Source organism: Aquipseudomonas alcaligenes, assembly GCF_003205495.1.
Classification (GTDB): Bacteria; Pseudomonadota; Gammaproteobacteria; order Pseudomonadales; family Pseudomonadaceae; genus Aquipseudomonas; species Aquipseudomonas alcaligenes_B.
Map to the genome: position 1 here is coordinate 247,823 of NZ_QJRX01000004.1, position 18,376 is coordinate 266,198.

21 protein-coding genes and 2 riboswitches are annotated in these 18,376 nt (G+C 69.6%); of the genes, 2 read left to right on the forward strand and 19 right to left on the reverse strand.

Annotated features, from left to right (window positions below; translation table 11 throughout):
• Positions 1-23 precede the first annotated feature (23 nt).
• On the forward strand, positions 24-1,067 hold the full coding sequence (locus DMO17_RS09110) for a metal-dependent hydrolase (protein WP_110682169.1): 1,044 nt from the start codon (positions 24-26) through the stop codon (positions 1,065-1,067).
• Positions 1,068-1,112: 45 nt separating this feature from the next.
• Here DMO17_RS09110 and DMO17_RS09115 read toward each other — a convergent pair whose 3' ends face one another.
• The 19 genes from DMO17_RS09115 to DMO17_RS09205 form a co-directional block, all read right to left on the reverse strand.
• Positions 1,113-2,501 (reverse strand): amino acid permease, encoded by a 1,389-nt coding sequence (locus DMO17_RS09115; RefSeq protein WP_110682362.1) that lies wholly within the window; start codon positions 2,499-2,501, stop codon positions 1,113-1,115.
• Positions 2,502-2,653: 152 nt separating this feature from the next.
• Positions 2,654-3,391 (reverse strand): adenosylcobinamide-GDP ribazoletransferase, encoded by a 738-nt coding sequence (locus DMO17_RS09120; protein ID WP_110682170.1) that lies wholly within the window; start codon positions 3,389-3,391, stop codon positions 2,654-2,656.
• Positions 3,391-3,963: an alpha-ribazole phosphatase family protein gene (cobC, locus tag DMO17_RS09125; protein WP_110682171.1), complete on the reverse strand. Its 573-nt coding sequence runs from the start codon at positions 3,961-3,963 to the stop codon at positions 3,391-3,393. Before cobC ends, DMO17_RS09120 begins: the two co-directional genes overlap by 1 nt.
• Positions 3,960-5,015: a nicotinate-nucleotide--dimethylbenzimidazole phosphoribosyltransferase gene (cobT, locus tag DMO17_RS09130; protein WP_110682172.1), complete on the reverse strand. Its 1,056-nt coding sequence runs from the start codon at positions 5,013-5,015 to the stop codon at positions 3,960-3,962. The genes cobC and cobT overlap by 4 nt, the downstream gene beginning before the upstream one ends.
• Entirely contained in the window at positions 5,012-5,533 is a 522-nt protein-coding gene (gene cobU, locus DMO17_RS09135; protein ID WP_110682173.1) for a bifunctional adenosylcobinamide kinase/adenosylcobinamide-phosphate guanylyltransferase, read from the reverse strand. Before cobU ends, cobT begins: the two co-directional genes overlap by 4 nt.
• 91 nt (positions 5,534-5,624) lie before the next feature.
• Positions 5,625-7,076 carry a cobyric acid synthase gene (locus DMO17_RS09140; RefSeq protein ID WP_110682174.1) on the reverse strand — a complete coding sequence of 484 codons (1,452 nt, stop codon included), beginning with the start codon at positions 7,074-7,076 and terminating at the stop codon, positions 5,625-5,627.
• A complete protein-coding gene (cobD, locus tag DMO17_RS09145) occupies positions 7,064-8,059 on the reverse strand; it encodes a threonine-phosphate decarboxylase CobD (RefSeq protein ID WP_110682175.1) in 996 nt (331 codons plus the stop codon). Before cobD ends, DMO17_RS09140 begins: the two co-directional genes overlap by 13 nt.
• Positions 8,052-8,957, reverse strand: coding sequence for an adenosylcobinamide-phosphate synthase CbiB (gene cbiB / locus DMO17_RS09150; protein ID WP_110682176.1), 906 nt, complete (start codon positions 8,955-8,957; stop codon positions 8,052-8,054). The genes cobD and cbiB overlap by 8 nt, the downstream gene beginning before the upstream one ends.
• Positions 8,954-9,604, reverse strand: a complete 651-nt coding sequence (bluB, locus tag DMO17_RS09155) for a 5,6-dimethylbenzimidazole synthase (protein WP_110682177.1) — start codon at positions 9,602-9,604, stop codon at positions 8,954-8,956. Before bluB ends, cbiB begins: the two co-directional genes overlap by 4 nt.
• The gene (locus tag DMO17_RS09160; protein ID WP_110682178.1) at positions 9,601-10,893 is read right to left on the reverse strand and encodes a cobyrinate a,c-diamide synthase; all 1,293 of its coding nucleotides are present in this window, start codon (positions 10,891-10,893) and stop codon (positions 9,601-9,603) included. Before DMO17_RS09160 ends, bluB begins: the two co-directional genes overlap by 4 nt.
• A gap of 115 nt (positions 10,894-11,008) precedes the next feature.
• Positions 11,009-11,620, reverse strand: coding sequence for a cob(I)yrinic acid a,c-diamide adenosyltransferase (cobO, locus tag DMO17_RS09165; protein WP_110682179.1), 612 nt, complete (start codon positions 11,618-11,620; stop codon positions 11,009-11,011).
• Between the two features lie 109 nt (positions 11,621-11,729).
• A riboswitch (cobalamin riboswitch) is annotated at positions 11,730-11,936 on the reverse strand.
• Between the two features lie 32 nt (positions 11,937-11,968).
• Positions 11,969-12,289, reverse strand: a complete 321-nt coding sequence (locus DMO17_RS09170) for a hypothetical protein (RefSeq protein WP_110682180.1) — start codon at positions 12,287-12,289, stop codon at positions 11,969-11,971.
• A 4-nt stretch (positions 12,290-12,293) separates the two neighbouring features.
• Positions 12,294-12,956, reverse strand: coding sequence for a class I SAM-dependent methyltransferase (locus DMO17_RS09175; RefSeq protein ID WP_110682181.1), 663 nt, complete (start codon positions 12,954-12,956; stop codon positions 12,294-12,296).
• On the reverse strand, positions 12,953-13,468 hold the full coding sequence (locus DMO17_RS09180; protein WP_110682182.1) for a C40 family peptidase: 516 nt from the start codon (positions 13,466-13,468) through the stop codon (positions 12,953-12,955). The genes DMO17_RS09175 and DMO17_RS09180 overlap by 4 nt, the downstream gene beginning before the upstream one ends.
• A 77-nt stretch (positions 13,469-13,545) precedes the next feature.
• Positions 13,546-14,157 carry a C40 family peptidase gene (locus DMO17_RS09185; RefSeq protein ID WP_110682183.1) on the reverse strand — a complete coding sequence of 204 codons (612 nt, stop codon included), beginning with the start codon at positions 14,155-14,157 and terminating at the stop codon, positions 13,546-13,548.
• A 69-nt stretch (positions 14,158-14,226) separates the two neighbouring features.
• On the reverse strand, positions 14,227-14,994 hold the full coding sequence (locus tag DMO17_RS09190) for an NAD-dependent deacylase (RefSeq protein WP_110682184.1): 768 nt from the start codon (positions 14,992-14,994) through the stop codon (positions 14,227-14,229).
• Between the two features lie 32 nt (positions 14,995-15,026).
• Positions 15,027-15,698, reverse strand: a complete 672-nt coding sequence (locus tag DMO17_RS09195; RefSeq protein WP_110682185.1) for a DNA-3-methyladenine glycosylase I — start codon at positions 15,696-15,698, stop codon at positions 15,027-15,029.
• 46 nt (positions 15,699-15,744) lie between these two features.
• Positions 15,745-16,494 carry a precorrin-4 C(11)-methyltransferase gene (gene cobM / locus DMO17_RS09200; protein WP_110682186.1) on the reverse strand — a complete coding sequence of 250 codons (750 nt, stop codon included), beginning with the start codon at positions 16,492-16,494 and terminating at the stop codon, positions 15,745-15,747.
• The gene (locus tag DMO17_RS09205; RefSeq protein ID WP_110682187.1) at positions 16,491-16,895 is read right to left on the reverse strand and encodes a cobalamin biosynthesis protein; all 405 of its coding nucleotides are present in this window, start codon (positions 16,893-16,895) and stop codon (positions 16,491-16,493) included. The genes cobM and DMO17_RS09205 overlap by 4 nt, the downstream gene beginning before the upstream one ends.
• A gap of 94 nt (positions 16,896-16,989) precedes the next feature.
• A riboswitch (cobalamin riboswitch) is annotated at positions 16,990-17,226 on the forward strand.
• Between the two features lie 96 nt (positions 17,227-17,322).
• Between DMO17_RS09205 and cobW the strand changes: the two genes are divergently transcribed.
• The gene (gene cobW, locus DMO17_RS09210) at positions 17,323-18,375 is read left to right on the forward strand and encodes a cobalamin biosynthesis protein CobW (RefSeq protein ID WP_110682188.1); all 1,053 of its coding nucleotides are present in this window, start codon (positions 17,323-17,325) and stop codon (positions 18,373-18,375) included.
• Position 18,376: the final 1 nt, after the last annotated feature.

The following is an 18,376-nucleotide window of genomic DNA, read 5'->3' on the forward strand; positions in this document are numbered from 1 at the left end:
GACTTCCCCCCGCGAGCGACGACATGGACTCGATCACCCAGGCAGTACTCGGCGCCAGCCTCCAGGGCGCCCTGCTCGGCCGTTGGCAGGGCCGCCGCGCCCTGCTCTACGGCGCCATGCTCGGCACCCTGCCGGACCTCGATGTGGTCATCGACTACGGCGACGCCGTGGCCGACATGACCTACCACCGCGGCTTCAGCCACTCGCTGCTGGTGCTCAGCGCCCTGGCCCTGGTCCTGACCCTGCTGATCCGCAAGCTGCGTCCCAACCCCGGCTATTCGGCGCGACGACTGTTCCTGACCCTGTGGCTGGTGTTGATCACCCATCCCTTGCTGGACTCATTCACCAGCTACGGTACCCAGCTGCTGTGGCCCTTCACCCCGCCGCCGGTGGCCTGGTCCTCGGTGTTCATCATCGATCCGCTGTACACCCTGCCGCTGCTGGTGGCGGTGGGCGTCGGCATGTGGCGCGGCCTGCGCGATCGGCCGCAGTGGCTGGCGATCTCGGCACTGTGCCTGTCCAGCCTGTACCTGGGCTTCAGCGTCGCCGGCAAGTGGATGGCCGAGCAGCGCGTGGAGCAGGTGCTGGCCCAGCGCGGCATCCAGGCCGAGGCCCTGTTCAGCACGCCGACCCCGTTCAACAGCCTGCTGTGGCGGGTCATCGTCATAGAGGGCAACGACTACCACGAGGCCCTGGTCGGCTGGCTGGACGACGCGCCGCCGCGCCTGGAGCGCATTCCCCGCGGCGCCGAGCTGGCCAGGGTGCTGCGCCACTCGCCGCAGCACCAGCGCCTGCAGTGGTTCACCCACGGCGTGCTGCGCTACGACCAGATCGGCGACCGGCTGATCGTGACCGACCTGCGCCTGGGCATGACCGGCTTCCACCCCTTCCGCTTCGTCTTCGCCGAGCGCCGCGACGGCCGCTGGCAACCGCTGCCGCAGGTCGAGCGCCTGCCCTTCAGCCGTGGCGAACCCCAGCACCTGCTGACCCTCTGGCAACGCATCTGGGACGAGGGCGAGCCGATCCAGCTGCTGAGCTGGGCCAACACCCTGAGCCAGCAGCCCTGAATGCAAAAAGCCCGGCAGTGCCGGGCTTTTTTCCAGCTGATCCGCTCAGCCCCTGGCCGCCGCCAGCTTGATGCGGTAGCAGCCCCAGATGAACAGGATCCAGAACGGGATGGCGTACACCGACACCTGGATGCCCGGGATCATCAGCATCACGCCGAGGATGAACAGCACGAAGGCCAGGCACAGGTAGTTGGCGAAGGGGAACCAGAAGGCCTTGAAGCTCGGTTCCACGCCCTTGGCACGCATGGCCTTACGGAATTTCAGGTGCGAGTAGCTGATCATCGCCCAGTTGATCACCAGCGAGGCCACCACCAGCGACATCAGCAGTTCCAGCGCGCTCTGCGGCGCCAGGTAGTTGACCAGCACGCAGAGCAGAGTCACCGCCGCCGACAGGCCGATGGCCAGCACCGGCACGCCACGGGCGTTGACCTTCATCAGCGCCCTGGGCGCATCGCCCTGCTCGGCCAGGCCGTAGAGCATGCGGCTGTTGCAGTACACGCCGCTGTTGTAGACCGACAGCGCGGCGGTCAGCACCACTAAGTTGAGCACGTGGGCGGCGGTGTCCTCGCCGATCAGCGAGAAGATCTGCACGAAGGGGCTGCTGCCGTAGGCATCGCCGCCGCTGGTCAGGGTCTTGACCAGGTCATCCCAGGGGTACAGGGACAGCAGGATGGTCAGCGCGCCGATATAGAAGATCAGGATGCGGTAGACCACCTGGTTGATCGCCTTGGGGATCACCGTCTTCGGCTGGTCGGCCTCGGCGGCGGTGATGCCGACCAGTTCCAGGCCACCGAAGCTGAACATGATGATGGCCATCATCATCACCAGTCCGGACACCCCGTTGGGGAAGAAGCCGCCATGGCTCCACAGGTTGCTGACGCTGGCCTGCTCGCCGCCGGCGCCGCTGAGCAGCAGGTAGCCGCCAAGCAGGATCATGCCGACGATGGCCACCACCTTGATGATGGCGAACCAGAACTCGGTCTCACCGAAGGCCTTGACGTTGACCAGGTTGATCAGGTTGATCAGCACGAAGAAGGCTGCGGCCGTGGCCCAGGTGGGAATCTCCGGGTACCAGTACTGCACGTACTTGCCCACCGCCGTGAGTTCGGCCATGCCCACCAGCACGTAGAGCACCCAGTAGTTCCAGCCGGAGAGGAAGCCGGCGAACGGCCCCCAGTAGCTATGGGCGAAGTGACTGAAGGAGCCGGCCACCGGCTCCTCGACGATCATCTCGCCGAGCTGGCGCATGATCAGGAAGGCGATGAAGCCGCCGATGGCGTAGCCGAGGATCATCGACGGCCCGGCGCTCTGCAGCACCCCGGCCGAGCCGAGGAACAGGCCGGTGCCGATGGCGCCGCCGAGGGCGATCAGCTGGATATGGCGATTCTTCAGGCCGCGCTTGAGCGGGCCGGTGTGCAGATGTTCGGACATCAGCGAAGGCTCCGGGGCTGGCGGAGGGCAAGGCAAGTGCAAGGCATGGGGTCACCTGTCTGTCGAAAGAGCCGCCGGACTCGTGATCCCGCGGAAACTGCCGCCCACCGTGCGGCGGGCGCCGCGCAGTATACACCCCGGCCGGCGGCGACCGCCTAGCCGAGCAGCGCCAGGCCCAGCAGCACCGCGCACTCGCCCAGCTCGACCAGGGCCCCGGCCGTGTCGCCGGTGGTGCCGCCCAGGCGCACAACGAATGCGCGGCGCAGCAGCCAGAACACCAGCACGGCGGCGCCCAGTGCCAGCACTGCGCTCCAGCCCAGCAGCAGCATGGCCAGAGCATGTACAGCCAATACCCACGGCAGTGGCTGGCGCGGCAGATGCTCGGCCAGCGCAGCGCCCAGGCCACCGGCACGCACGTAAGGGGTAGTCAGCAGCAGCAGTGGCAGCAGCGCCCGGCCCAGCCAGGGCGCCAGCAACAGACCGGCCCAGGCGCCCTGCCCCAGCACCACCACCAGGGCGGCGAACTTGAGCAGCAGCACCAGCAGGAGCACGACCACGGCGATCGGCCCGCTGCGCGGGTCCTTCATGATGTCCAGCGTGCGCTGGCGATCGCCATGCCCGCCGATCCAGGCATCGGCCGTATCGGCCAGGCCGTCCAGGTGCAGGCCACCGGACAAGCCAACCCAGACGGCCAGCAGGATGGCCGCCTGGAGCAGTGCCGGCGTATCACCCAGCAGCCCGTGCAGCGCCAGCAGCAGGCCGCCGAGCAGCACCCCGACCAGCGGATACCAGAGCAGCGAGCGGCCGATCTGCTCGGGCTCCGGCATGCCGGGCAGGCGCACCGGCAGGCGGGTCAGGAACTGCAGGGCGATCAGCGCGGGCGTTGGCAGCATCAGGCTTCGGTCAGTTGCAGACCCGGCTCGACCTGCAGGCCGTGCATTGCGCCGTAGCCCACTTCCACCTGCAGCAGCTGGTTTTCCGGCAGCTGGCGCGCGCGCGCCAGCAGCAGGCGCATCACGCCGCCATGGGTCACCAGCAGCACGCGCTGGCCGTCCAGCTCGGCCTGCAGGCGCTCGACGGCGCCGAGCACGCGTGCGGCGAAGTCGCGTACCGGCTCTGCTTCGGGCGGGGTGAAGTGATAGGGATCGTTCCAGAACTGGCCGAGCGCCTCCGGGTCCTCGAGCAGCACCTGCGCCGAGTTGCGCCCTTCCCAGGCGCCGAAGTGCAGCTCGCGCAGGTCGTCCTCGATGCGCAGCGGCAGGCCATTGGCCTCGGCAAACTCGCGGGCGAAGCTCTCGCAGCGCTGCAGTGGCGAGCTGATCACCAGGTCCCAGCCGCCTTTGCCGGCCAGGGCCAGCCGCATCTGCTGGCGGCCCTGCTCGGTCAGGGCGTCGTCACTGCTGCCACGGAAACCGGGGCCGCCATCGGTTACGCCGTGGCGCAACATGTCCAGGGAAAGCGTCATTGTTTGTCCTCAACCAGGGCTTCAGAAAAGGTAGCCATGCCGCCATGTAGCGCGCAGGCCAGTTTGATCAGGGGTAGCGCCAGCGCCGCGCCGCTGCCCTCGCCCAGGCGCAGGCCGAGGTCGAGCAGCGGGACGGCCTCCAGTTCAGCCAGCAGCGCGGCGTGGCCCGGCTCGGCGCCGGCATGGGCGAACAGCAGCCAGGGCTGCACGCCGGGGTTCAGGCGCACGGCGCACAGCGCGGCGGCCGTGCAGATAAAGCCGTCGACCAGCGCCGGCACGCCGGCCTGGGCACAGGCCAGGTAGGCACCGGCCAGCGCCGCCAGCTCGAAGCCGCCGACCCGGCGCAGGGCCTCTGCGGGGTCCGTAAGGTGCTCCCGGTGCAGGGCCAGGGCACGTTCGATCACGGCCAGCTTGCGGCCCACGCCGGCGCCGTCCAGGCCGGTACCGGGGCCGGTCAGCTGCGCCGGCTGCAGATCGCTCAGGGCACAGGCCAGGGCCGTGGCGGCGCTGGTGTTGCCGATACCCATCTCGCCGGCCAGGAACAGGTCGCAGCCCTCGGCCAGCACCTGCTGCAGGGTGTCGCGACCGGCCTGCAGGGCAGCCGCACACTGCGCCACCGTCATCGCCGGCTGCAGCGCGAAGTTGGCGGTGCCGGCGCCCAGGCGCAGGTGGCGCACGCCGGGCAACTCGAGCGACGTATCGATAGTGCCGAGGTCGACCAGGCGCAGCGGCACGCCCTGCTCGCGGGCCAGCACGCTGATCGCCGCGCCGCCGGCGACGAAATTGCCGAGCATCTGCGCGGTCACCGCCTGCGGGTAGGCGGACACGCCTTCGGCGACCACGCCGTGATCGCCGGCAAACAGCGCCAGCTGCGGCCGCTCGATGGCCGGCCTCTCGCGCCCTTGCAGGGCGGCCAGGCGCACGGCCAGCGCCTCCAGCGCGCCGAGGGCGCCGCGCGGTTTGGTCAGCTGCGCCTGGCGTGCCAGGGCAGCGGCCTCGGCGGCGGCGTCGGGCTGGCGGCAGGTCTGCTGCCACCAGGGTGAAGCGGTCATAGCGGCTCTCCTTTGAGCAGCATGGGCAGGCCGGCGACGGTGAACAGCACCCGCTCGGCGCGTTCGGCCACGGCCTGGTGCAGCCAGCCAGCCTCATCGACATAGCGCCGGGTCAGTTCGCCCAGCGGCACCACGCCCAGCCCGGTCTCGTTGCTGACCAGGATGATGCGCCCGGGCAGCTCGGCCAGCACCTCGAGAAAGGCATCGCGCTGCATGGCCAGGCGCGTGTCGTCGTCCAGCATCAGCAGGTTGGTCAGCCACAGGGTCAGGCAGTCGACCAGCAGGCAGCGGCCGGGGGCAGCATTGTCGCGCAGGGCGCGGGCCAGTTCGAGGGGTTCCTCCACCAGGCCCCAGTCGGCCGGACGACGCTGGCGGTGGTGGTGGATGCGCGCGCTCATCTCGCCGTCCAGCGCCTGGCTGGTGGCGATGTAGGTCACGGCCAGGCCGCTGCCCGCGGCCAGCCGCTCGGCCAGGCGGCTCTTGCCGGAGCGGGCGCCGCCGAGGATCAGTTCGAGCATAGGAAAATCCTATTGGAGAGCCAGTGGGAGCGACCTTGGTCGCGATGCTTTGCAGTCGACCCCATCGCGGCCAAGGCCGCTCCCACAACAACTAAAGCCCGCACAATGCGCGGAGCCTTTGGGTATCCAGATGCGCCTCGACCAGGTCGGCCAGGCGCTCGATGTCACGTTCGCGGCGCGCATGGTAATCCACTTGCCGCGCCTCGCGCAGGCCCGCCCAGGCGAGCAGCGCGGCGCAGGCGGCAGGCGCCTCGAACAGACCGTGCAGATAGGTGGCCATGACCTGGCCGTCGGCGCTGAGGGCCCCGTCGCTGCGGCCATCGTCCAGGCGCACGGCGGGCGTAGCCAGCGCCGGGCCGGAGCTGACTCCGGCATGGATCTCGTAGCCGCTGACGTCCAGCTCGCCCAGACTCAGGCGGCCACGCACATTGCGCAGCTGCTTTTCCGGCTCCAGCACGGTGGCGTAGTCGAGCAGGCCGAGACCCGCACTGCTGCCGGCCGGGCCTTCCAGGCCTTGGGGATCGTCGATGCGCGTGCCGAGCATCTGCAGCCCGCCACAGATGCCGAGGACCTTGCCACCGTAGCGCAGGTGGCGGGCGATGGCGGCGTCCCAGCCGTGCTCGCGCAGGCGCGCCAGATCGGCGCGCACGCTCTTCGAGCCGGGCAGGATGATCAGGTCGGCCGGTGGTATCGCCTGACCGGGGCCGATGAACTGCAGGTCCACCTGCGGGTGTAGGCGCAGCGGGTCGAAGTCGGTGTGGTTGCTGATGCGCGGCAGCACCGGTACCGCCACGCGCAACACTTCGCGGTCCTTGTCCGGCTGCAGCACCTGCACCGCGTCCTCGGCCTCCAGGTGGAAGTCCAGCAGGTACGGCAGCACGCCGAGCACCGGCTTGCCGGTACGCGCTTCCAGCCAGTCGAGCCCCGGCTGCAACAGGGCGATGTCGCCGCGGAAGCGGTTGATCACGAAGCCCTTGACCCGCGCCTGTTCGCTCGGCGAGAGCAGCTCCAGGGTGCCGACCAGGTGGGCGAACACCCCGCCCTTGTCGATATCGGCGATCAGCAGCACCGGGCAGTCCACCGCCTCGGCGAAGCCCATGTTGGCGATGTCGCCGGCCCTGAGGTTGATCTCGGCCGGCGAACCGGCGCCCTCCACCATCACCACCGGGTACTGCGCGGCGAGGCGCGCATGGGATTCGAGCACCGCCGCGCGGGCGACCTGCTTGTAGTCGTGGTAGGCCACCGCGTGCATGTTGCCGATGGCGCGGCCCTGGATGATCACCTGGGCGCCGGTATCGGAGTTGGGCTTGAGCAGCACCGGGTTCATGTCGGTGTGCGGCGCCAGGCCCGCGGCCTGGGCCTGCACCGCCTGGGCGCGGCCGATCTCGCCGCCGTCGGCGGTCACCGCACTGTTCAGCGCCATGTTCTGCGGCTTGAACGGCACCACGCTGACGCCCTGGCGTTTGAGCCAGCGGCACAGGGCGGTCACCAGGGTGCTCTTGCCGGCATCCGAGGTGGTGCCCTGGATCATCAGAGTGGCCATGCGGGTCTCTCCTGCAGCGCCTGCTCCAGGCGCTGCCAGCCGGCCTCGTCGGCCGGCAGGCCGAAACGCAGGCAGCGGCTCTCGGCAAACAGGCGCAGCAGGATGCCGCGGCGGGCGAAGTAGCCGTGCAGCCCGACGGCGTGCGGGTGGCCGACCAGCTGGAACAGTGCCGTGCCACCAGCCGGCGCCAGACCATGAGCACTGAGCAGCACGGCCAGGCGCAGGCCGTCGCCAGACAGACGCTCACGCTGGCGCTGCTGGCCCTGGCCGTCGGCCAGCAAGGCACTGGCCACCGCACGAGCCGGGCCGCTGACGGTCCAGGGGCCAAGCTGCTCGCCGAGGTGATCGAGCAGCGCCTGTTCGGCCAGAACGAAGCCCAGGCGGATGCCGGCCAGGCCGAAGAACTTGCCGAACGAGCGCAATACGATCAACCCCGGCCGCTGGCTCTCGGCGGCCAGGCTGTGCTCGGGCGTGCAGTCCATGAACGCCTCGTCCACCAGCAGCCAGCCACCGCGCTCGGCCAGGCGCGCATGCCAGCGGAGCAGGCGCTCGCGCTCGATCAGCCGCCCGCTGGGGTTGTTCGGGTTGATCACCAGCAGCACGTCGAAGCGCTCCAGCGAACGCTCCACCGCGCCCTCGCTCAGCTCCTGCACCAGGTGCCCCTCGCGGCGCCAGGCCAGTGCGTGCTCGGCATAGGCCGGCGACACCACGCCGACGCGCAGGCCGGGGCGGCGCAGGCGCGGCAGGGCCTGGATCGCCGCCTGCGAGCCGGCCACCGGCAGCAGCGCGGCGGCGCCGTAGTAATCGCGGGCCAGCGCTTCCAGGCCATCGTCCTGCTCCGGCAGGCGCTGCCAGGCGTCGGCCGGGATCGGCGGCAGCGGCCAGCCATAGGGCGCGATGCCGGTGGACAGGTCAAGCCAGTCCGCCACGGCAATGCCGTAGCGCTGCGCCGCGGCGCGCAGCCGTCCGCCATGCTCAAGCAAGGTACAACTCCCCAATGACCAGCCCGACCAGCCACAGCAGCACACCGAGGTAGACCAGATTGAGCGCGCGCTCGATATCGCGCGCCCGCGCCGGCGCCCCCTCGCCCAGCTGCGGGCGTAGCTCCTCGACGCCGTGGTAGATGGCCGCGCCGCCCAGCTGCACCTGCAAGGCGCCGGCGCCGGCGGCCATCACCGGGCCGGCATTGGGGCTGTCCCACTGCGGTGCCTGGCGCCGCCAGCAGCGCAGGGCCGTAGCGGTACGGCCCAGCAGCGCGTAGGTCAGAGCCACCAGACGCGCCGGCATATAGTTCAGAACATCGTCGATCTTTGCCGCAGCCCAGCCGAAGCGCTCGAAGCGCTCGTTGCGATAGCCCCACATGGCGTCCAGGGTATTGCTCAGGCGGTGCAGCAGCACGCCCGGCGCGCCCAGCACGGCAAACCAGAACAGCGAAGAGAACACCGCGTCGGCACCATTCTCCAGCACCGACTCGGTGCCGGCGCGGGCCACGCCGCAGGCATCCAGCTCGGCGGTGCGGCGGCTGACCAGGTAGCCGACGCGGCGCCGCGCCTCGTCGAGATTGCCCAGGCGCAGCGCCTGCGCCACCGGCAGCGCATGCTGGGCGAGGCTCTTGAGACCGAGGGCGAAATACAGCATCAGGATGTCGACCAGCCAGCCCAGGCTGCTCAGGCTCAACAGCCAGACCAGTAGCACCGGCGGCAGCACCGCCAGGCACCAGCCGCTGACACCGTGGCTGCGCCAGCCGCGCCCGCCCGAATTGAGGCGCTGCTCGATGCGCTGCGCCAGGTGACCGAAGCCCACCAGCGGGTGCCAGCGCCGCGGCTCGCCGAGCCAGGCATCCAGGCCGACGCCGGCCAGGGCGGACAGTGCGACACTCACGAGCGCTGCCCCCACTGGTCGCTGAACACCAGCTCGTCCAGCGCCTGCTCGCGGGCCCAGCCTTCCTGCACCAGCATCGGCTTGTCGTAGAACTCGCTCACCGAGCCCAGGCAGAGCACCGCCACCGGTTGGCTACCCGCCGGCATGCCCAGCAACTGCGCCAGTTCGAGTGGATCGAACAGCGACACCCAGCCCATCCCCAGGCCCTCGGCGCGCGCCGCCAGCCAGAGGTTCTGCAGGGCGCAGGCGAGCGAGGCCAGGTCCATCTGCGGCAGGGTGCGACGGCCGAACACATGGGCCTCGCGCCCGTCCATCAGGGCCGCCACCAGCAGTTCGGCACAGTCGCGGATACCCTCGACCTTGAGCCGCATGAACTCGTCGCTGCGCTCGCCCAGGGCCTCGGCGGTGCGCACCCGCTCGGCCTCGACCAGGCCATGGATGGCGTCCCGAAGTTCGGGCCGGGTGATGCGGATAAAGCGCCAGGGCTGCATCAGGCCGACGCTCGGTGCCTGGTGCGCCGCCTGCAGCAGCCGGGTCAGCAGCTCCGGGGCCACCTCGCCGCCGGCGAAATGGCGCATGTCGCGGCGCTCGGCAATAGCGCGGTACACCGCGGCGCGTTCCTCGGGGCTGAAGGCGTGATCGGTCATGGCAGCAACAGCTCGGCCGCCGCCCGTGGGTTGGACGGCAGGTAGAAGTGGATGTAGGAGGCGGTCAGGCGCCCCAGGCGATAAACCGCCTCGGCCACCGGCTTGCCATTCGGGCAAACGCCCCGGGCCAGCGGCGCCAGGGCGCAGTCCAGCACGGAATGGTGGTAAGTATGCCCGCGCAAGGTCCCTTCCGGCAGCTCCACCTGCTGCAGGGCCAGCGCGACCAGGCGCGGCTGCAGGCGCGCGCTGCCGGGCAGCAGGCCGAGCAGCTCGGCGCTGGCGCCCTGTTTGTCGGCCAGGGCCTCGAGCAGGTAGAGCATGCCGCCGCACTCGGCGAGGCTCGGCTTGCCGGCGTCATGGTGCGCGCGAATGGCCTGCAGCATCGGCCGGTTGCCGGCCAGCGCCTGCAGGTGCAGCTCGGGATAGCCACCGGGCAGGTAGAGGCTGTCGACGGCCGGCAGCGCCGCGTCGGTCAGCGGCGAGAAGAAGCACAGCTCGGCGCCCAGCGCGCGCAACAGGTCGAGGTTGGCCTGGTAGAGGAAAGCGAAGCTGGTGTCGCGCGCCACGCCGATGCGCACGCCAGCCAACAGCGGCTCGATGCACGGGTCGTCCGCGGCGGCGAAGCTCACCGGCTCGGGCAGCACCTCACCGGCGCTGGCCAGCAGGGCATCGGCAGCGGCGTCCAGGCGCGTATCGAGGTCGGCCAGCTCCTCGGCCTGGATCAGCCCCAGGTGGCGGCGTGGCAGCTCCAGCGCCGCCGAGCGCGGCAGGCCGCCGAACCAGGGGATCGAGGCCGGCAGGCTGGCCTGCAGGATGCCGTTGTGGCGCTCGCTGCCGGTGCGGTTGGCCAGCACCCCGGCGAACGGCAGGCTGTGCTGGAAATGCGCCAGGCCGTAGGCCAGAGCGGCAAAGGTCTGTGCCATGGCGCCGGCGTCGATCACCCCGAGCACCGGCACGCAGAAGCGGCGCGCCAGGTCGGCGGCCGAGGGCTGGCCGTCGAACAGGCCCATGACGCCTTCGATGAGGATCAGGTCGGCCTCCTGCGCCGCCTGCCCGAGCAGACGCCGGCACTCGTCCTCGCCGACCATCCACAGGTCCAGCTGGTACACCGGCGCGCCGCTGGCGCGGGCGAGGATCATTGGATCGAGGAAGTCCGGGCCGCATTTGAACACCCGCACGCGGCGACCGGCACGGCGGTGCAGGCGCGCCAGGGCGGCGGTGACGGTGGTCTTGCCCTGGCCGGAGGCGGGCGCGGCGATCAGCAGGGCCGGGCAACTGCGAGTGGTCATTGCCCTCTCCCCCGGCCCCTCTCCCATAAATGGGAGAGGGGAGTAGTACGCGAAAGCTTGAGGTTCGTATCTCCCTCTCCCGCGTGCGGGAGAGGGCTGGGGAGAGGGTAGTAATTCAAAACTCGACCCCCTTCTGCGCCTTCACTCCGGCCTTGAAGGCATGCTTGACCAGCGTCATGTCGGTCACCGTGTCCGCCGCCTCGACCAGCTCAGGCAGGGCGCCGCGCCCGGTCACCACCACGTGCTGCAGCAGCGGCCGCGCCTCGATGTCGGCGAGCACCGGGTCGAGCTGCAGGTAACCGTACTTGAGGGCGATGTTCAGCTCGTCCAGCACCACCAGGCCGATACTGTCATCGGCCAGCAGGCGCTGCGCCACCTGCCAGGCTTCGCCGGCCATGGCGATGTCGCGCTGGCGGTCCTGGGTCTCCCAGGTGAAGCCCTCGCCCATCACGAACCACTGCACCTCATCGGGAAAGCGGCGGAAGAAGGCCTCCTCGCCGGTGCTGGCGGCACCCTTGATGAACTGCACCACGCCGACCTTCATGCCGTGGCCGAGGGCGCGGGCGACCATGCCGAACGCCGAGCTGCTCTTGCCCTTGCCGTTGCCGGCGTGCACCAGCAGCAGGCCGTATTCATCCTGGGCCTGGGCGATCTTCGCGTCGATCAGGGCTTTCTTGCGCTGCATGCGCGCCTGGTGGCGGGCGTCGCGTTCTGCCGATTCGGCCATGCCGCTCTCCTGTCCGGCCCCGGGGCCAGGCATTGGGTGTCGAAAGGCAGAAGACGGACGCACGCAGGAAGGGCCACGGGCCCTGCCCACCCGCAAAGCCCGCCGCAATGCCGTGGAAGCGCGACAGGCCGGTCTCCGGGCTCGTGAGCCAGGCCATGCGGCCTGCGGGTCGCGCCTTCCCGTGCCGCAGCACAGTGGCGTAGGCGACCCTTGTCTCACCTACCGTTGCGGGGGCAGCGCCGGCTTGAATGGACCGGCTTCCCTGTTTCACCCCTCGGCCACGCATGGCGGGGGCACCTGTTGCAGGCGCGCAGGGTAGAGGCTGGGGGCGGGAGCGTCAACGCGCGCTCAGAAGCGCGGGGTGAAACCGGCCGGCTTGCTCGCCAGCCAGGCGACGAAGGTGCGCAGGCGCTCGTCGGCCAGCAGGGCCTCGCGGCTGTTGAAGGTCAGCGCCAGCTCCTTTTCGTCGAACAGCCGGTGGATCTGGTTGTGGCAGGCGCGGCAGACCCACAGGGTGGCGGTGATGCGCTCGGCCTTGGCGAAGCGCTTCTGCACATAGGGCTTGTCGTGCAGGGCCTTGGGAATCAGGTGATGGCGGGTCAGCGGCAGCCGGCGGGCACACAGCTCGCAGGCCTCCGGCTGTGGCGGCAGGCGGATCGTCTCGGCCATGGCCTCAGCGCTTGCGGCAGAGGGTCAGGCCATCGCCCAGCGGCAGCAGGCTGAGGTCGATGCGCGTGTCGCGGCGCAGGCCGCGGTTGAGCGCCTGGATGGCGCGGGTGTCCTGGCTTTCCGGGTTCGGCTCCAGCACCCGGCCGCTCCACAGCACGTTGTCGAACAGGATCAGCCCGCCCTGGCGCACCAGCACCAGGGCATGTTCCAGGTACACCGGATAGTTGGCCTTGTCGGCATCGATGAAGATCAGGTCGAAGCTCTCGGCCTGGCCGCCGCGCTCCAGCGCATTGAGGGTCTCCAGCGCCGGCGCCAGACGCAGCTCGATGCGCTCGGCCACGCCCGCCTCGTACCAGTAGCGCTCGGCGATGGCGTTGTACTCGCCGGGCAGGTCACAGCAGATCAGGCGACCGTCCGCCGGCAGGGCCTGGGCCATGCACAGCGCGCTGTAGCCGGTGAAGGTGCCGATCTCGAGAATCCGGCGGGCGCCGGTCAGCTGCACCAGCAGGGCCATGAACTGGCCCTGCTCGGGGGCGATCTGCCAGAGCGCCATGGGCAGCTGCGCGGTTTCCTCGCGCAGGCGCTTGAGCAGCGGCGACTCGCGCAGGGAGACGTCCAGCAGGTACTGGTAGAGGGCGTCGTCGAGATTCAGCGTGCGGTTGGTCATGGCTGGCGCGCCAGCTGACGGGCGGCCAGCACCCGCTTGGCGCCCAGGTAGCTCTTCTGCCAGTAGGCCTGGCTCAGGTAGTCCAGGCGCACGGTGCCGCCGCTGGACGGCGCATGCACGAAGCGCCCCTCGCCGACGTAGATGCCGGCATGGCTGACCTGGCCACCGCCATTGGTGGCGAAGAACACCAGATCGCCGCTCTGCAGCTGGTCACGCCCGACGCTGGGCGCGCGCACATGGATCATCTCGCGGGTCGAGCGCGGCAGGGCGATGCCGGCCGAGTTGCGGTAGACGTAGCCGATCAGGCCACTGCAGTCGAAGCCGCTCTCCGGGGTATTGCCGCCGTAGCGATACGGCGTGCCGACCAGGCCGATGGCGCTGATCAGCACGTCGTCGGCACTGCCATCCACGATCGGGAAGGGGTTGCTGGGTTCTTCGGCGGGAGGGTTGCCGGCGCAGGCGGTGAGCAGCGCGGCGAGGGCTAGCAGGGAAAGGCGAGCCTTGAAATGCATGGGCGGGCGTCCTGGCCGGGATGCGCCCTACTCTGCCGGCTCATGGGCGTGGGCGCAAGGCCCACGCCCATGGCGGATCAGCGATGCAGCGCTGCGGGGGCGGCGCCCGACTGCTCCGGAGCCAGGGCCAGCACGCGCTTGGCTTCCATGTAGCTGCGCTTCCAGTAGCTGTCTTCCAGGCTGTCGATGCGCACGCCGCCGCTGCGGCTGCTGCTGGAATGGATGAACTGGTCATCGCCCAGGTAGATGCCGGCGTGGCTGACGCGGCCGCGACCACGGTTGTTGAAGAAGATCAGGTCGCCCGGTTCCAGCTCGTCACGCGAGACCAGCGGTGCGTCGAGGTTGATCATCTCGCGGGTCGAGCGCGGCAGCTGCAGGCCGGCCTCTTCCCTGAACAGGTAGCCGATGAAGCCGCTGCAGTCGAAGCCGGTCTTGATCGACGTGCCACCGAAACGGTACTTGGTGCCGACCAGCGACAGCCCCTGGCTGAGGATGCTGTCCGCCAGCGAGGGCAGTTCGTAGGGCTGATCGTCCGTGAAGTCGGCCATCTGCTCGTCGGTCATGTACTCGACCGGCGGCTGTGGCTCCTGTTGGGCCAGATCCATCTGGGACTGCGGCGCCTGGTTGGCGCAGGCCGCCAGCAGGGCTGTGAGTGCAATGGGCACGAGGGGTGCGAAGCGCTTGAGCATGGGCACGACCGTGTCTGTCTGGTTTTTATTGGTGGGCGACTATGCCGTCTGTCGACGTGATTTGCAAATTCAATGCCCGGAAATGTGACTCAGTAGTTCCGGCAAAACGTCTGACGCCCTTCCCGACAAACGGACATCCACCAGGCGGCTGATATCGGTGTGCTGCGGATTCACTTCCACGGTGAAACCCTTGTTCCTGCGGGCTTCCAGCACCGGCTCGACGATATAGGGGAAGCTTGCCGTGGTGCCCACCGCGATCACCACCTCGAAGCCCTGGCGCACCTGGCCATAAAGCCGACCAATGGCATCCTCGGGCAGCATCTCCTCGAACAGCACCACCGGCGGGCGCAGCACGCCCCCGCATTGTGCACAGCGCGGCGGCAACGGACGGCGCAGGTGCTCGGCCAGCTGCGGGTCCTCGGCCCCGCAGGACTGGCAGTACAGCGGCGCCAGTTCGCCGTGGATCTCGATCAGGCGCTCCACCGGCGAACCCGCGGCACGGTGATAGCCGTCGATGTTCTGCGTCAGCACCCAGCAACCGGGCTTGCGCCGCTGCAGCTCGGCGATGGCGGCATGCCCGGCATTCGGCGCCGCACCCAGGCAGGCTTCGCCCAGCTGTGCCAGGTACTTCCAGCACAGCGCCGGATCGCGCTGCAGCATCGGCCCGGACAGCGCCGCCTCGATCGGCAGGCCCTCGGCAGTCAGACCGTTGTACAGCCCGCCGAGGCCGCGATAGGTCGGCAGCCCGGAGTCGGCCGAGAGACCGGCACCGCTGATGACCAGGATGCGCTCGGCGTTCTGGATGGCCTGGGCGACGCGGAGAATGTCCTGTTGCATGGGTTGCCTCGTCGGGTCACAAAGCGGCTTTGTCAGTGGTTGACCGTATGCGCCAGCATCACCGACAACTGACACAGTGGCCGGCCGCTCTGCGCGTGCCACTGGTTGAAGGCGGCCTGCACCAGGGCCAGGTCCTTCTGGCTGGTCGGCGCCTTGTCGATGATCTGCTGGGCCTTGAGCGCGGCGACCATGTCGTCGGTCGGGATGAAGGTGTCCTTGCCGACCATGCGCAGGAAGCGCGGCGCCGACAGGCCGCCGAGCTGGTTGCCATGCTTGGCCAGGTACTTCCACAGGCCGACGATATCGGTCACCGGCCAGTCGGCGATCAGCGCGCCGAAGCTGCCTTTTTCCTGGCGCACATCGAGGATGAACTGGGCATTGCGCGGCACACTCTTGAGCTTGCCCAGGTGACGAATCAACCGCGCATCCTGCATCAGCCGTTCCAGATGCTCGGCGCCCATCAGCACCACCTTCTCCGGATCGAAGCCGAAGAACACCTGCTCGAAGGCCGGCCATTTGGCGTCGACCAGGCTGTGCTTGAGGCCGGCGCGGAACACCCGCAGCGCCAGCAGCGACAGGTAGCGATCATCACTCAGTGCACGCAGCTCGGCGTCGGAGCGGGGCTGCGGCAGGCGCGCCTCCAGCGCCGCGGCCGAGCCGAAGCGGTTGAGGCAGTATTCGTGGAGCCATTGATAGTCACGCATGCTTGATCTCCCTTGCAGCCGTGAAGGTTGCCCGACGCACGCGGGCTCAGTCCAGGCGATAGAGATGGCGCGTTGCCTCGGCATACAGCGCCGACTGGGCGAAATCGTCCGTGGCCAGGACCCGCCCGACCAGAATCAGCGCGGTGCGGCGAAAGCCTTTCACCGCCACCCGCGCCTCGATGTCCGCCAGGGTGCCGCGCACCCAGTCCTGGTCGGGCCAGCTGGCGCGATGCACCACGGCGATCGGGCAATCGGCGCCGTAGTACGGCAGCAACTCGTCGATGATGCGCGGCAGGTGCTGCACGCCGAGGTGGATTGCCAGGGTCGCGCGGTGGCTGGCCAGGGCGCCCAGCTCCTCCCCCGCCGGCATCGGCGAATTGTGCCCGTAGCGGGTGAGGATCACCGTCTGCGCCACCTCCGGCAGGGTCAGCTCGGCCTCCAACAGCGCCGCGCAGGCGGCGGTCGCGGTCACGCCGGGGACGATTTCGAACGGAATATTAAGCGCGCGCAGCTCGCGAATCTGCTCGCCAATAGCGCCATACAGCGAGGGGTCGCCGGAATGCACGCGGGCCACATCCTGGCCTCGCGCATGGGCCTCGGCCAGCAGCGCGATGATCTGCGACAGGTGCAGTTCGGCGGTATTCACCACCCGCTCGGCCTGGTGGCCATCGAGCACGGCCGCCGGCACCAGCGAGCCGGCATAGAGGATCACCGGGCAGCTGCGGATCAGGCGCTGGCCCTTGACGGTGATCAGCTCGGGGTCGCCGGGGCCGGCGCCGATGAAATAGACGGTCATGCACAGGGCTCCGAATCGATGCGCGCCAGGGCGCAGGTGGCATTGGCGCTGCGCAGGCGCGGGCCGAGCAGCTGCGCCCGCCCCAGGCGCGTAGCGGCGGCCAGGGCGCTGGGCTCGGCCACCGCCGGGCTGCCGGCCACTTGCTGGGTCAGCGGCTTGGCCTCGGCCTGCCCGGCGAATGCCTGCAGTGCCTCGGCCGCTACATGCTCCAGCGGCAGTCCCAGGCGTTCGGCCAGGGCCTGCAGGCCAGGCTCGCCACGCTTGTGCGCGCTGCTGGCCAGCCCGACCAGTTCGTCCAGCTGCCGGCCGTGGGCGGCCAGGGACTGCAGCAGCAGCGCCTGCAGTTCGTCCACCGGACAACCGCGCCGGCAGCCGAACCCGGCGATCAGGCGAATCGGCATGGGCACTCCCGCTGCGAGCCAAAAGGCCGCGTAGCTCAGCACGCAAGCCCACGCCGGTCAACCGCGCGGTTGACCGCTTCCCGGTCGCTGCGTAGCCTTGCGCCCTTTCCGAGGTTCTTCTTCGCCCGGCGAAGAAGCTAAGAGGGAACAGGGTTCATGCCCTGGCTGCCCCCGCAACTGTGAACGGATGACGTCCTTCGACATGCCACTGCCCTGACGGGTGGGAAGGCGAAGGATAGAGCCCGAGCCCCCTATGATCTCGCCAGAGATCGCAGGAGGCTTTCGGGCTCACGCCGTGAGCCAGGAGACCTGCCTCGTGAAAGTGTTCGACAACCGGGCGGGGTGATCCGGTGGTGTTCGGCCCTCGCTCGCCTGCGGGAGCCCCGCCCTGCCCATCCGTCCATTTTCCCGACGCAGCAGGGCCGCCATGCACACTCTCGCCAAACTCCCCGTCACCATCGTCACCGGCTTTCTCGGTGCCGGCAAAACCACCCTGCTGCGTCATCTGCTGAGCCACGCGGGCGGGCGGCGCATCGCGGTGATCGTCAACGAGTTCGGCGAGCTGGGCATCGACGGCGCCATCCTCAAGCAGTGCTCCATCGGCTGCAGCGAGGAAGAAGCCGAGGGCCGCATCTTCGAGCTGGCCAACGGCTGCCTGTGCTGCACCGTGCAGGAAGAGTTCTTCCCAGTGATGCGCGAGCTGGTGGCACGCCGCGGCGAGCTGGACCATATCCTGATCGAGACTTCGGGACTCGCGTTGCCCAAGCCGCTGGTACAGGCCTTCAACTGGCCGGAAATCCGCACCGCCTGCACCGTGGATGCGGTGATCACCGTGGTCGACAGCCCGGCCGTGGCCGCCGGCACCTTCGCCGCCTTCCCCGAGGAGGTGGACGCCCAGCGCAAGCAGGACCCGAACCTGGACCACGAATCGCCGCTGCACGAGCTGTTCGCCGACCAGCTGGCCAGCGCTGACCTGGTGCTGCTGAACAAGACCGACCTGCTGGATGCCGATGCATTGGCCGCCGTGCGCGCCGAAGTGGCCGAGGAGCTGCCGCCAGCGGTCAAGGTGATCGAGGCCCAGGGCGGTGAGCTGCCGCTGGAGGTGCTGCTGGGCCTGAACTGCGAGACCGAGCTGCATATCGACAGCCGGCGCACTCATCACGACGAGGAAGACGAGGACCACGACCACGACGAATTCGACGCCTTCGACCTGGTGCTGCCGGAAGCCGAGGAAGCGCGCCTGCTGGCCGCCCTGAAGGAGGCCGTGGCCAAGCACGGCATCCTGCGCGTCAAGGGCTTCGCAGCCATTCCCGGCAAGGACATGCGCCTGCTAGTGCAGGGCGTCGGCCAGCGCTTCGACCGCCACTTCGACCGTGCCTGGGGCGCCGATGAAGCGCGGCAGAGCCGCCTGGTGCTGATCGGCCAGAGCCTCGATCGCACCGCCATTGAGGCGGAGTTGAAGGCCGCCCTGGCCGGCTGAC

Coding starts and splice junctions, on each gene's coding strand:
- DMO17_RS09110 (WP_110682169.1), top strand. CDS start 24: ATGGACTCGATCACCCAGGCAGTACTCGGCGCCAGCCTCCAGGGCGCC.
- DMO17_RS09120 (WP_110682170.1), bottom strand. CDS start 3,391: ATGCTGCCAACGCCCGCGCTGATCGCCCTGCAGTTCCTGACCCGCCTG.
- cobC (WP_110682171.1), bottom strand. CDS start 3,963: ATGACGCTTTCCCTGGACATGTTGCGCCACGGCGTAACCGATGGCGGC.
- cobT (WP_110682172.1), bottom strand. CDS start 5,015: ATGACCGCTTCACCCTGGTGGCAGCAGACCTGCCGCCAGCCCGACGCC.
- cobU (WP_110682173.1), bottom strand. CDS start 5,533: ATGCTCGAACTGATCCTCGGCGGCGCCCGCTCCGGCAAGAGCCGCCTG.
- DMO17_RS09140 (WP_110682174.1), bottom strand. CDS start 7,076: ATGGCCACTCTGATGATCCAGGGCACCACCTCGGATGCCGGCAAGAGC.
- bluB (WP_110682177.1), bottom strand. CDS start 9,604: ATGACCGATCACGCCTTCAGCCCCGAGGAACGCGCCGCGGTGTACCGC.
- DMO17_RS09160 (WP_110682178.1), bottom strand. CDS start 10,893: ATGACCACTCGCAGTTGCCCGGCCCTGCTGATCGCCGCGCCCGCCTCC.
- cobO (WP_110682179.1), bottom strand. CDS start 11,620: ATGGCCGAATCGGCAGAACGCGACGCCCGCCACCAGGCGCGCATGCAG.
- DMO17_RS09170 (WP_110682180.1), bottom strand. CDS start 12,289: ATGGCCGAGACGATCCGCCTGCCGCCACAGCCGGAGGCCTGCGAGCTG.
- DMO17_RS09175 (WP_110682181.1), bottom strand. CDS start 12,956: ATGACCAACCGCACGCTGAATCTCGACGACGCCCTCTACCAGTACCTG.
- DMO17_RS09180 (WP_110682182.1), bottom strand. CDS start 13,468: ATGCATTTCAAGGCTCGCCTTTCCCTGCTAGCCCTCGCCGCGCTGCTC.
- DMO17_RS09185 (WP_110682183.1), bottom strand. CDS start 14,157: ATGCTCAAGCGCTTCGCACCCCTCGTGCCCATTGCACTCACAGCCCTG.
- DMO17_RS09190 (WP_110682184.1), bottom strand. CDS start 14,994: ATGCAACAGGACATTCTCCGCGTCGCCCAGGCCATCCAGAACGCCGAG.
- DMO17_RS09195 (WP_110682185.1), bottom strand. CDS start 15,698: ATGCGTGACTATCAATGGCTCCACGAATACTGCCTCAACCGCTTCGGC.
- cobM (WP_110682186.1), bottom strand. CDS start 16,494: ATGACCGTCTATTTCATCGGCGCCGGCCCCGGCGACCCCGAGCTGATC.
- DMO17_RS09205 (WP_110682187.1), bottom strand. CDS start 16,895: ATGCCGATTCGCCTGATCGCCGGGTTCGGCTGCCGGCGCGGTTGTCCG.
- cobW (WP_110682188.1), top strand. CDS start 17,323: ATGCACACTCTCGCCAAACTCCCCGTCACCATCGTCACCGGCTTTCTC.